This is a genomic window from Solibacillus sp., from assembly GCF_040273735.1.
Classification (GTDB): domain Bacteria; phylum Bacillota; class Bacilli; order Bacillales_A; family Planococcaceae; genus Solibacillus.
Genome location: NZ_JBELZM010000007.1, coordinates 80,574 through 93,175, shown reverse-complemented (window position 1 = coordinate 93,175; position 12,602 = coordinate 80,574). Strand labels below are relative to the sequence as shown.

At 38.0% G+C, this 12,602-nt stretch carries 14 protein-coding genes; 10 read left to right on the top strand and 4 right to left on the bottom strand.

From position 1 onward, the window contains the following. Positions 1 to 48: 48 nt before the first annotated feature. The gene (locus ABS917_RS09080) at positions 49 to 690 is read left to right on the top strand and encodes a peptidylprolyl isomerase (protein ID WP_350478673.1); all 642 of its coding nucleotides are present in this window, start codon (positions 49 to 51) and stop codon (positions 688 to 690) included. Positions 691 to 715: 25 nt separating this feature from the next. Here the strand turns inward: ABS917_RS09080 and ABS917_RS09075 are convergent, their stop codons facing one another. Further along, on the bottom strand, positions 716 to 1,468 hold the full coding sequence (locus ABS917_RS09075; protein WP_350478672.1) for a DUF2268 domain-containing putative Zn-dependent protease: 753 nt from the start codon (positions 1,466 to 1,468) through the stop codon (positions 716 to 718). A 100-nt stretch (positions 1,469 to 1,568) separates the two neighbouring features. Between ABS917_RS09075 and ABS917_RS09070 the strand changes: the two genes are divergently transcribed. Beyond that, positions 1,569 to 1,826, top strand: a complete 258-nt coding sequence (locus ABS917_RS09070; RefSeq protein WP_350478671.1) for a hypothetical protein — start codon at positions 1,569 to 1,571, stop codon at positions 1,824 to 1,826. A 40-nt stretch (positions 1,827 to 1,866) separates the two neighbouring features. On the opposite strand, the gene ABS917_RS09065 is transcribed toward ABS917_RS09070, so the two are convergent. After that, a complete protein-coding gene (locus ABS917_RS09065; RefSeq protein WP_350478670.1) occupies positions 1,867 to 2,715 on the bottom strand; it encodes a DegV family protein in 849 nt (282 codons plus the stop codon). Between the two features lie 523 nt (positions 2,716 to 3,238). Here ABS917_RS09065 and mqo point away from each other — a divergent pair. The 8 genes from mqo (at position 3,239) to ABS917_RS09025 (ending at position 10,795) form a co-directional block, all read left to right on the top strand. Continuing rightward, positions 3,239 to 4,723: a malate dehydrogenase (quinone) gene (gene mqo, locus ABS917_RS09060; RefSeq protein WP_350478669.1), complete on the top strand. Its 1,485-nt coding sequence runs from the start codon at positions 3,239 to 3,241 to the stop codon at positions 4,721 to 4,723. 102 nt (positions 4,724 to 4,825) lie between these two features. Beyond that, a complete protein-coding gene (locus tag ABS917_RS09055; RefSeq protein ID WP_350478668.1) occupies positions 4,826 to 5,305 on the top strand; it encodes a methylated-DNA--[protein]-cysteine S-methyltransferase in 480 nt (159 codons plus the stop codon). 45 nt (positions 5,306 to 5,350) lie between these two features. Beyond that, entirely contained in the window at positions 5,351 to 5,956 is a 606-nt protein-coding gene (locus ABS917_RS09050) for a methyltransferase domain-containing protein (RefSeq protein ID WP_350478667.1), read from the top strand. A 244-nt stretch (positions 5,957 to 6,200) separates the two neighbouring features. Next, positions 6,201 to 7,412, top strand: a complete 1,212-nt coding sequence (locus ABS917_RS09045; protein ID WP_350478666.1) for an ABC transporter substrate-binding protein — start codon at positions 6,201 to 6,203, stop codon at positions 7,410 to 7,412. Between the two features lie 77 nt (positions 7,413 to 7,489). Next, on the top strand, positions 7,490 to 8,365 hold the full coding sequence (locus ABS917_RS09040; RefSeq protein ID WP_350478665.1) for a branched-chain amino acid ABC transporter permease: 876 nt from the start codon (positions 7,490 to 7,492) through the stop codon (positions 8,363 to 8,365). A gap of 9 nt (positions 8,366 to 8,374) precedes the next feature. Further along, complete coding sequence (locus tag ABS917_RS09035; RefSeq protein ID WP_350478664.1) at positions 8,375 to 9,313, top strand: branched-chain amino acid ABC transporter permease; 939 nt, start codon at positions 8,375 to 8,377, stop codon at positions 9,311 to 9,313. Then, complete coding sequence (locus ABS917_RS09030) at positions 9,310 to 10,086, top strand: ABC transporter ATP-binding protein (RefSeq protein WP_350478663.1); 777 nt, start codon at positions 9,310 to 9,312, stop codon at positions 10,084 to 10,086. Before ABS917_RS09035 ends, ABS917_RS09030 begins: the two co-directional genes overlap by 4 nt. A 1-nt stretch (position 10,087) precedes the next feature. Beyond that, the gene (locus ABS917_RS09025; protein WP_350478662.1) at positions 10,088 to 10,795 is read left to right on the top strand and encodes an ABC transporter ATP-binding protein; all 708 of its coding nucleotides are present in this window, start codon (positions 10,088 to 10,090) and stop codon (positions 10,793 to 10,795) included. Positions 10,796 to 10,863: 68 nt separating this feature from the next. Here the strand turns inward: ABS917_RS09025 and ABS917_RS09020 are convergent, their stop codons facing one another. Continuing rightward, positions 10,864 to 11,589 carry a DUF6904 family protein gene (locus ABS917_RS09020; protein ID WP_350478661.1) on the bottom strand — a complete coding sequence of 242 codons (726 nt, stop codon included), beginning with the start codon at positions 11,587 to 11,589 and terminating at the stop codon, positions 10,864 to 10,866. Positions 11,590 to 11,639: 50 nt separating this feature from the next. Further along, positions 11,640 to 12,344: a 23S rRNA pseudouridine(2604) synthase RluF gene (rluF, locus tag ABS917_RS09015; protein ID WP_079523525.1), complete on the bottom strand. Its 705-nt coding sequence runs from the start codon at positions 12,342 to 12,344 to the stop codon at positions 11,640 to 11,642. Between the last annotated feature and the right edge of the window lie 258 nt (positions 12,345 to 12,602).

Here is a 12,602-nt window from a genome sequence, read left to right as displayed (position 1 = left end):
AACTTCCGTAGTATGATGGAATTATGTTGGAAAAGGAGATGAATTTGTGTGAAAAAGTTTTATCAAATCATTTTATTTACAGTGCTAATCGTCATTTTAGCTGCATGTGGTAAGGAGAAGGCGGAAAACGAAGAGCAGGGGAGTACTGTAAATTATGCTGAGGAAGTAACGGAAAATCCAATTGTTACGATTACAATGGAAAATGATGAAAAGATCGTTATTGAGCTAGAGCCAAAAACAGCCCCTAATACAGTGGCCAATTTTATCTCACTTGTGGAAGATGGTTTTTATGATGGACTAATTTTCCACCGTGTTATTCCCGGTTTCATGATACAAGGTGGAGACCCGGATGGTACAGGTATGGGCGGACCTGATTATGCAATTAAAGGAGAATTTACATCAAACGGATTTGAAAATACATTAACACATGAGCGCGGTGTAATTTCGATGGCCCGTTCACAAGATCCGGATTCGGCAGGCTCTCAATTCTTTATAATGACGGAGCAGGCAACGCATTTGGATGGAGACTATGCAGCATTCGGCAAGGTAACTGAAGGAATGGAAACAGTCGATGAAATTGTTGCTGCTGAACGCGGGAAAGGTGATAAACCGCTGGAAGATCAAAAGATTAAATCAGTTGAAGTAGACACGAAAGATTTTGATTATCCGGAGCCAGTCGTTCAAAAATAATATGTAAGGGAGTAACCGTAACTAATTATTCGGTTACTCCCTTTTTCCATCCGGCACCTTCTAATAAATAAAGTGATGGCATCGCCAGCAGTTGTTTTACATCATAAGGGCCTTTCTTTTGTAAAAAAGCTTCAACCAATCGATACCCGGTACAATACCCAATCCAAGGAGGTAAATTTAATGCCGAGTCCCCGAATAAAAACGCTTGATGTTCATGTAAACCTGGAACATGCAATGCTTGGGTGAAATGCGTATCCCAATAGCTCAATACCTCCTCCAAGGAATACCGTTTTGTCCAAGAACTTAATGCATACTCTCCATATAAGCTTTCCACCGCATGTTCGGCCAGCCCTTCCATAAGCAATGAATCAAGTAATGTAGGAGGTTCTATTAAATACCGGCGCCTGCAAATATGATGATATTCATGGGTAAACAGCGCATGGAGTTCTTTTATTGTTACGCGAGGGGATACATACAAACAAATGCCATTAGGGTAGGCAACACCATTCTTTACAAATCCGTTTTTTATCGGCAAAATGGCAACAGGTATATCAGGTCCGTCCCATAAACGTATTAATTCCTCTAATAGTCTTTTTGATATTTGCCAAACATCCAATGTTAAGCGAAGTTCCTCATGTTGAAGCAAACCTTGTTGTAAAAGTTCAAATTGAACGGCCTCAGGTGGAAATCGAGGGAAAATGGATTGGATGATTGGATACGCTGCCAGTTCACGGTGTTCCGTTTTTTCAAACAATAATTTTGTATCAAGAATGGGCATAATTTTCTCCTTTTTCTTAGTGTATGAACTAGACGATGCGCATGTATGTGCAAAAAGCTTGAACATATAGTAGAAAAACTTACAGAAAGGAGGAGAACTTATGAATCACCAAGAGGCGTATGATTTGTGCTGCAAACATCAAGGGAAACGTGTCAGAATAAATGATAATAAAGGAAATGTCCATGTTGGAAGAATTACAAAAGTAGACAATCGTATGGTTTGGATTATGCCTGATAGGGCGGGTTATGGAATTGGTTTCTGGGGATTTGGTGGAGGATATGGAGCACCAGGTTTTGGCTACGGTATTGCATTAGGTGCAATTACAGGTATTGCACTAGCATCAATTTTTTTCTGGTAATAATAAAAAGGCTGTCACAAAAAATGTGCCAGCCTTTATTTTATTTATCATTTGTAAAGAAAATAGCGATTGTTCCTCGACCGACATGTGCACCGATTACCGCACCGATTGTTGTTGTTTCAATTGCTTGAGGCTGAATCTTTTCTTCAATAGCAACTTTCACTTCATGCATTAATTCCTCATCGTTACTATGAGAAATACCAACAATCTTATTCGTGAAGTCACCTCCACGCTCTTTCATAATATCAGTCATACGATTAATCGCTTTTTTGAATCCGCGTGTTTTTTCAATTGGTACAAGCTTTCCATCATCCATATTTAAAATAGGTTTAATATTAAGTAATCCACCCATAAATGCACTCGCTTTTGAAACACGACCGCCTTTTGCTAAGTGGTTTAAATCGCCAACTGTAAATAGATGTTCCATTGAATCGGCCATTGATGTTAGTTTTTCAACGGCTTCATTAAACTCAATACCAAAGTTATTTAAACGTACGGCTTCTTTTACTACTAATCCTTGACCATAAGAAGCACATTTCGTATCAATAATTTCTAATTTCAAGTTCGGATAGCTTTCCAATACTTGATTTTTTGCCAAAATTGCTGTTTGGCATGTACCAGACAGTTCTGATGAAAAGGCAATATAAACTCCTTCTTCATCGGATTTTGCTAATTCTTCAAAAGCGTTAATAAATACTTCTAATGAAACTTGTGATGTTTTAAGTTGCTCACCTTCAGCAATTGCCGCGTATACCTGGTCAGTTGTGATGCCAATAATGTCATCATATTCAACACCTTTCACTAATACGCGTAACGGAAAAAGATGTACTTCTTCCTTATCAAAAAATGATTTGGGTAAGTCAGAACCACTATCCGTATAAATTTTCATAAACATCCCCCTTATCTCACTCAGATTTGATTTTAGTTTTAATTTAAATTATGAACTATTTACATTTGTCATGTATTTCTTATGATAACTGTACTTATTATATAATTTATGCAAAGAGCGATGCCTACTATTCTTACAAAATATTGTCGATATTTCAAGTCGATCTTAATAGAAATTCCATTTAATGAAAAGTATAGGCTTATCATTGTAGCATAACTTAAAATAGACAAAATAGTTAGAAAAAAGTTGTTAGAAAATAAAGAAAAAATAAATAAATGAATTTAAGCTTCTACAAAATATGCTCACAAATGTTTCGTCTTTTCTCGCAAAAGGCAACCTTTTCACTTGCTTGCGGTGGCGCAGTTTGTATATATTTTAATCTTTTCACAATTGTGTTACACTACAATAAGGTAATAAATGATATAGAATCAATGGAATCGTCTCCTATATAGGGTTGTCGATAGTAAAATAGAGCGCTTACATTATTCTAAAAATCTTAATATATATGTAAGGGAAGGTAAAAATGAGTAACAAGCATATCAAATCAGACGTTATCTTAATTGGTGCCGGAATTATGAGTGCTACTTTAGGTACAATGCTTAAAGAATTAGCACCGGATTGGAAAATCAAAGTATTTGAGAACTTAGCTAAAGCTGGTGAAGAAAGCTCTCACGAATTAAACAATGCCGGAACTGGGCATGCCGCTTTATGTGAGCTTAACTACACAAGCGAGAAGAAAGACGGAACAATCGATATTACTAAAGCGATTAACGTTAACACACAATTCCAAGATTCACTACAATTTTGGACACACTTAGTTAACACAAAGCAAATCGAAAAACCGGAAGAATTCATTATGCCTCTTCCACATATGAGTATGGTACAAGGTGCTGGCAATGTTGAGTATCTTAAAAAGCGTCATGCAGCAATGACAGCAAATCCTTTATTCGAAGGAATGGAATTCTCAGATGATCCTGAAACACTAAAACAATGGATTCCTTTAATTATGAATGAACGTACATCAAGTGAACCAATTGCTGCAACAAAAATCGATTCTGGTACGGATGTTAACTTTGGGGCGTTAACTCGTACGTTAATCTCGAACTTACAAAAGCAAGATGTAGATGTAAACTACAACCATAATGTTTTAGATGTAAAACGTTTAAAAGATGGTTCTTGGGAAGTAAAAGTTCACAACAAAGAAAACGGTAAAGTCGAATACCACATTGCGAAATTTGTATTCCTTGGAGCCGGTGGTGGTAGCCTCGAGTTACTACAAAAATCTGGTATCCCTGAATCAAAACATATCGGTGGATTCCCGATCTCTGGTTTATTCTTAGTTTGTAACAATGAAGAAGTAGTTAACCAACACCATGCGAAAGTATATGGTAAAGCAGCGGTTGGTGCGCCACCGATGTCAGTACCGCACTTAGATACTCGTTATATCGATGGTAAAAAATCATTATTATTCGGACCATTTGCAGGCTTCTCTCCGAAGTTCTTAAAAACTGGGTCAAATATGGATTTATTTGCTTCAATTAAACCACATAACTTATTGACACTACTTGCTTGTGGTGTGAAAGAAATGTCGTTGAGCAAATATTTAGTTTCTCAATTAGTTCTTTCAAAAGAAGCACGTATGGAGGAATTACGTCAATTCATTCCTACTGCTAAGTCAGATGACTGGGAAATCAGTGTTGCAGGTCAACGTGTTCAAGTTATTAAAGACACAGACGCTGGTAAAGGTACATTACAATTCGGTACTGAAGTTGTAACTGCACACGACGGTTCTATTGCAGCATTACTTGGTGCATCTCCAGGTGCTTCTACAGCAGTATCTGTTATGTTAAAAGTAATCAACCAATGCTTCCCAGAAGAAATGAAAGCTTGGGAGCCGAAGATTAAGGAAATGATTCCATCTTACGGTGAAAACTTAGTTGAAAATACTGAACTTCTTAAAGAAGTGCATGAAACAACAACGAAAGCTTTAGGTTTAAACAAAGCATAATTGTTATATAGAAAGAACCTTTAATCTTTGTCGGATTAAAGGTTCTTTTTTTAATAAAGAAATTACGTTATAGTAAATTTTGAGAAGGGAAGGAGTAGTACAATGTATAAATTAGATTATGCTTCGCCAATAGGCGTTATTGAAATTGCAGGAACCGAACATTTTATAGCATCGGTATTATTTGCAGAGCGAGAAGAGATTCTAAACTACCCATCTAATGATACCCCTCAGCTTTTATTAGACTGCTGCATAGAACTGGATGAATATTTTAAAGGCAAACGCAAAACTTTTTCGGTACTTTATAAATTAGAAGGAACAATGTTTCAAACATCGGTATGGCAAGCATTAACAACTGTTCCTTACGGGAAAACCGCTTCCTATAAAGAAATTGCCCAACAAATTGCAAATGAAAAGGCGGTCCGCGCAGTTGGGATGACAAATAGCAAAAATGTCATAAGTATCATCGTACCATGCCACCGGATTATCGGCCAGAATGGAAAACTTACAGGATATGCAGGCGGTTTATGGAGAAAACAGTGGTTACTTGAACATGAGCTTAGATATAGCTTCAATTTAGATTAACGTTATAGTAACATAAAATTTTTAACTAATTTGTGAGGTGAACGAATGAACGAACAGCAATATGATCATATGCTTAACATCCAAACGACCGGTTATCAATACGGTTTTCCCAAATTAGCAAAGTACCATCGCTATGAACCAACACCTTACAGTGGTTTGGAACAATTATTCGAATGCTACGAACTGCCAGCTAATCCACGTTTTCTAGATATTGGCTGCGGGAAAGGGCGAGTTCCTATTTATATATATCATCGCTTCCATATTCCCGTAATAGGTATTGAAATGGATCAGAAGTTTTTTACGGAAGCCGAGCATAATGCAGAGCAGTATTTAAAAAAAGTAAAAAAGAAACAAGCACCCATTCAATTTTTGAATATCATTGCTGAAACATATGAAATTACAAAGCACGATAATGTCTTTTTCTTCTTTAATCCCTTCTCAATACATGTATTTCGTGAGTTTATGAAGCGTGTTATGGATTCCATCATGTTATACCCTCGAATGGTAGATATTATTTTATATTATCCATCCCCTGAATATATGGATTATTTACAACAAGATCAGTCACTACATTGCTATTTAGATATAAAATTACGCCATGAAAAAAATGAAAATGAACGTATCGTCGTTTTTCGGATTCCGGAAAAATAAACGGCGATTTTTTTATTAATAGAAAGTATTAGATTGTAAATTTAGAATACATAAAATTAACAGAATAATCGTACTAGACTAATAATTATTATTCGTTTACAATACAGAAGTTGGAATAATTGTTTATATTATTCTCGTAAATTTTATTCAGAATATTTAAAATTTAGATTGTATGAGTGTGGGGTATTGGTTATAATTATCAGAAATATCTAACATTTGTAGTATGACTAAGGGGGAAATGATGATGACAAATCACAAAAAGACAAAAAAGTATGGTTCATTATTCATGGCAACAGCATTATTAACAGGGGTGTTAGCTGGATGCGGTGATGATACCTCTAGTTCTTCTGGATCAGGCGGCAGCAGCAATGCAGCTGGCGACACAATTAAAATCGGAGCAAACTTAGAATTATCTGGTGCTGTTGCTTCTTACGGATCATCAATCAATGATGGTGCAAAATTGGCGATTGAAGAAATTAATGCAGCAGGTGGTATTGATGGCAAACAGCTGGAGTATATTCCAGTCGACAATAAATCAGAAACAGCTGAAGCAACTTCTGCCGCGATGAAATTGGCAGAACAGGAAAAGGTGGTGGCAATGTTAGCGCCGGCTACTTCAGGTAACTCAGTGGCCACGGTCCAAATTGCAGCTCAGCATAAAGTTCCTATGGTTACAGGCTCAGGTACTGCGCCAAATGTAACGGTAAACGATGACGGCTCAATAAATGAATATGCATTCCGTACATGTTTCATCGACCCATTCCAAGGGACGGTAGCAGCAAACTTTGCGACAAATGAACTACAAGCTAAAAATGTGGCAATTTTTGCGGATAATGCTTCAGATTATGCAAAAGGTTTAGCGGCATCATTCAAGGAAACAGTATCGGCAAACGGTGGCACAGTAGTCGCTGAAGAGGCATATGTTGCAAAGGATGTAGACTTTAAATCTCAATTAACAAACATTAAAGGGAAAAATCCTGATTTCATTTTCATCCCTGGTTACTATGAAGAAGTAGGTATCATTGTAAAACAAGCCCGTGAATTAGGTATTACCGTACCGTTAATGGGTGCTGATGGTTGGGATTCGCCGGACCTAATTGAATTAGCAGGTGCTGATGCGTTAAATAATACGTTTATTACTAACCACTACTCGTCTGAAGATCCGGATTCAAAAATTCAGGACTTCGTTAAAGCATTTAATGATGAGTACAGCAAATCACCGAACGCTTTCCATGCATTAGGCTATGATTCTATTTACTTTATCGTAGACGCAATCAAGCGTGTAGATGGAGACATTACAGGTGAGGCAATTCAGAAGCAGCTTGCAGCAACGAAGGATTTAAGCTTAGTAACAGGTACTTTCACAGTTGACGAAAACCACAACCCAGTAAAATCAGCAACAGTTCTAGAATTCGTAGACGGCAAACAACAGTTCAACTCTAAAGTTAATCCTTAATTTTTTACGAGTAAGGGGGGCGGAACTAGCCTCCCTTTTTTTTTCATACATTAATAGAGAAAAAAGGAGTGAACTGTATGGAATGGATCCAACAATTAGTGAATGGTATTTCGCTAGGTAGTATTTATGCACTGATCGCACTAGGCTATACGATGGTATACGGAATTATTAAGCTCATCAATTTTGCTCACGGTGACGTCTTCATGCTTGGTGCTTTTATCGGCTTTTATGCCATTGCACGCTGGGAAATGAATATCTTTTTAGCCCTTATAATCGCGATGATATTATGTGCTGTCATTGGAGTCATTATAGAGCGTGTCGCTTATAAACGACTGCGTAATGCAACCCGTATTGCAGCTCTTATTACGGCAATTGGTGTCTCCTTGTTAATCGAGTATACGGTAATTTTCTTTAGAGGTCCTTCTCCTGAGGCGTATCCGACAGTATTTACAGCGAAGAATATTGAAATTTTCGGTGCACAGATCAGTACGTTGGCGATTTTTATTTTATCTGTTTCGATTTTCTTAATGATCTTATTACAATTCATTGTTCATAAAACAAAAATCGGTAAAGCGATGCGCGCCGTATCGCATGATGCAGATGCAGCTCGCTTAATGGGCATCAACGTAGATAATACAATTTCAGCCACATTCGCAATTGGTTCTGCCTTGGCAGGAGCTGCGGGCGTAATTTTTGGTATTTACTATACACGTATCGATCCGTTAATGGGGATTATGCCTGGTATTAAAGCTTTCATTGCAGCTGTTTTAGGTGGTATTGGCATTATTCCTGGAGCAATGGTAGGCGGTCTTGTACTAGGGGTTGTTGAAACAGTTGTTTCGGCACTCGGATATTCATTATGGCGAGATGCAGCCGCATTTGTCATCCTGATTTTAATTCTAATATTACGTCCAGCGGGTATTTTCGGTAAAAATACACGCGAGAAAGTATAGGTGAACAGCATGAAAAAATCGAAAATCTTTTGGGGTTATGCCGTCCTAGCACTTGTGATTTATGCAGTTGTTCAATTATTGATTTCCAACGGCGTTGTCCAGTTCTACTATCAAAATATGTTCATCGCAATGTGTATCAATATTATTTTGGCGGTAAGTTTACACGTTATTATCGGAGTTACAGGCCAGTTTTCGATAGGGCATGCAGGTTTCCTGGCCGTCGGAGCTTACATATCGGCTATTTGTACAATGAAATTTGGCATGCCATTTATTACAGCCATTTTAATTGGTGCTATTGTTGCAGCACTTGCCGGATTACTTGTAGGTATTCCATCACTTCGTTTAAAAGGCGACTACTTGGCGATTGCGACGCTCGGGTTTGCTGAAATCATTCGAATTGTATTTGTGAATACCGATTATGTAGGTGGTGCAGCAGGCTTGCAAGTTGCCCATCAGTCTACATGGACATATGCCTTTTTCGCGACTTTCGTTACAATTCTCGTCATCTCCAACTTTACGAATTCGCGTCACGGTCGTGCGTGTATTTCGATACGGGAAGATGAAATTGCAGCTGACGCAATGGGGATTAACACAACGTATTACAAGGTTGTCGCATTTGCAATCGGTTCGTTCTTCGCTGGAGTGGCAGGTGCAATCTATGCCCATAATTACTATATTATTCAGCCGACTGCGTTCGGTTTTTTAAAATCATTTGATATATTAATATTCGTCGTATTGGGTGGTTTGGGCAGTTTATCTGGTTCAGTTATTGCTGCAGTGTTACTAACATTCGTTTCTACGTATTTACAGGACTTCCCGGAAACGCGGATGATTATTTACTCACTGATTTTAATATTAGTTATGCTTTATCGCCCTACAGGTTTATTAGGCTCAAAAGAGATTACAGCATACTTCAAGTTTGGTAAAAAAGGAGGTACTCGCGTATGAGCAGTGCACTTCTAAAAGTAGAGAACCTAGGTATTCAGTTTGGTGGTTTAAAAGCTGTTCAAAATGTACAAATGCATATGAATCAAGGAGAGTTGATAGGTTTAATCGGTCCGAATGGGGCAGGGAAAACAACAACATTTAATATGCTGACAGGTGTATATGCACCAACGGAAGGCACAATTCTATTCAACGGAAAATCAATTGGCGGCTTGGATCCTTATAAAGTGACACGCCAGGGAATTAGCCGGACGTTCCAAAATATCCGCCTGTTTAAAGAGTTATCTGTACTGGACAATGTAAAGGTCGCAAACCATGGTTTGGCAAAACATAATTTAGTTTCGAGCATTTTCCGTTTACCTAGTCACTTTAAAGGCGAAGAGAAAATGGAACAGGAGTCATTGGCATTTTTGAAAATTTTCGGGCTTGATGTATACCGGGATGAGCTTGCTAAAAACTTGCCGTACGGAATGCAGCGTCGCCTGGAAATTGCCCGGGCATTGGCTGCTGCACCAAAGCTATTATTGCTGGATGAACCGGCAGCAGGGATGAATGCAAAGGAAACGCATGATTTAATGGAGCTTATTGCCTTCATTCGTAAGGAATTTGATTTAACGATATTATTAATCGAACATGATATGAGCTTAGTTATGGGGATTTGCGAACGGATCTACGTGCTTGATCACGGACAATTAATTGCTGATGGAACACCTGATGAAATACGTTCAAATCCGAAAGTAATTGAAGCGTACTTAGGTGAGGAGGTTACAGAATAATATGCTAATAATCAATGATATCGATGTTTTCTATGGTAATATCCAAGCATTGAAAGGAATCTCCCTCGAAGTAAAAGAAGGTGAAATTGTTACACTGATTGGTGCCAATGGAGCAGGGAAAAGCACATTGCTAAAAACAATTTCAGGTTTACTGAAACCAAAGCGCGGCTCGATTGAATATTTAGGTACTGCAATTGATGGAAAGCCGGCACAATCGATTGTAAAGGCAGGAATCTCCCATGTACCGGAAGGCCGTCGTGTATTCTCGAATATGACAGTGGAAGAAAATCTGGAATTGGGTGCCTATTTACGAAATGACAGAGAAGCGATAAAAAAGGATTTGAATCATGTATTTGAGTTATTCCCTCGTCTGTTAGAACGACGCAAGCAGCTTTCAGGGACATTATCAGGCGGTGAACAGCAAATGCTTGCGATGGGCCGGGCTCTAATGGCTAAGCCGAAGCTGATTATCATGGATGAGCCATCAATGGGTCTTGCTCCGCTCATGGTAAAAAATATCTTCAACATTATCGAAATGGTCAACAAAGAAGGCGTGACGGTACTGCTTGTAGAGCAAAACGCCCATATGGCATTATCCGTTGCCCATCGTGCCTATGTTTTGGAAACAGGCAAAATCGTCCTGACAGGCTCAGCAAAAGAACTGCAGGAAAGCGATGAAGTAAGAGCCGCTTATTTAGGTGGATTATAGAATGAAAACAAGTCCGCTACTTTCAAATTGAAAATAGCGGACTTTTATTATTAAGATTCCTACAAAGCCTACCAAACGATGGTATCCTCTTCTGGATATTTGAATGTGAGCTCCACTTCGTGGAATGATTGCTTTGAAATGCTTGTCACCCCTAAAAGCTGCTGAATGAGCACTTTATAAGTCTCATCCTCTGTTAAAAGGCGAAAAGCAAACGATGTAATATGTGCTGCACGTTCCTCTTTAGTTAATGATAAATACTCCAAATTTAAAATATCAACATACTGCGTTGCATACTGATGAAACAAAGGTGATTTTGTATGAAGCCTCGTTAAAAACGCTACGTAATGCTCCTTTGTCATGAAAGAGGCGATCGCGTCAGCAACAAGTGCTTGGAATTTACGAACCGAAGTAACAGCGATGCTCCACTCCGAATTATTTATAGTCTTTTTATAAAGAGAAACGAAATCATTTAATGCCAGTGCTGCAAAAACAAGCTCAGGTAATAAAAAATTGTCACCGTAATAAATATTTCGCTCTGGTATAATGGCATTCATTTTCTTTCTCGTCTCTTTATTCATACCATTTTGTACGAAATCCATATGGTGTTCCCCTTTGGAAGCCTGGCGCATTTTTAAACAAAATAATAATAAGCGCTGCCTTACTCCCTCATAATGAAAGTAGCGCTTTTCTTCCCCGATCACTTCATAAATTGCATGAATAATATCATCTAAATCCCAATAATCTCCACTTACCGTCAATCCTGTTAAGTTTTCAGTTGGTTTAATTGTCAGCATGATGATACCCCCTTGCCCATAAAGGAATGCTCACAATATGAGAACAGTCTTTATTGCTTTGGTGTGTAGTTCAGTAATTGGAACAGTTCATTTCTTTCTTTATCTGTAAGGTCACGCCACTGTCCGACTTTTAAATTGCCGATATGAATATTCATAATACGAATACGCTGTAATCGCTGAACAGAATAGCCAAGAGCAGAACACATACGGCGAATTTGACGATTTAATCCTTGTTCTAAAATAATTTTAAATACTTTTGAGGAAACCTTTTCTACTCGGCAAGGCAATGTCGTTGTATCTAAAATTTCCACGCCCGAGCTCATGTCACGAATAAATTGATCGGTAATCGGCTTGTCCACCTGTACAACATATTCCTTTTCATGGTGGTTTTCTGCCCGTAAAATTTCGTTTACAATATCCCCATCATTTGTGAGAAGCAGTAATCCTTCTGAATCTTTATCCAGACGTCCGATATGGAAAATACGGAGCGGGTGGTTTACAAAATCGACAACATTTCCTTCGATATGCTTTTCCGTTGTACTCGTAATTCCAACAGGCTTGTTCAGTACAATGTAGACTAATTCTTCCTGTCTTTTTACAGGCTTGCCATCAACTAATACTTCATCGCCTGTTTCAACTTGGCTACCGTTTGTCGCAACAACCCCATTGATTTTTACACGGCCGTCTTCCACCCATTTATCTGCACCGCGACGGGACACGATGCCTGTTTCTGCTAAAAATTTATTAATTCTCATAATTTTTCACCTACTAATAGAATATCTTCAGTATACATGAGTTTATCTGTAATTTTGTAATACTTCGTTCAAAATGACGCTTGATTAAATAATGAACAAAACTATCCTTACTGGAATTTACCCATTTTATACATTTTTATTATAGTATTCTCTTCAATTTCAGTATAACAGAGTGAAGAATAATAAAATAATCAGAAAACTGTAGTTTAATATTTGAAATGATTCAACTTTTCTGACAATATAATAGATGAAGATACC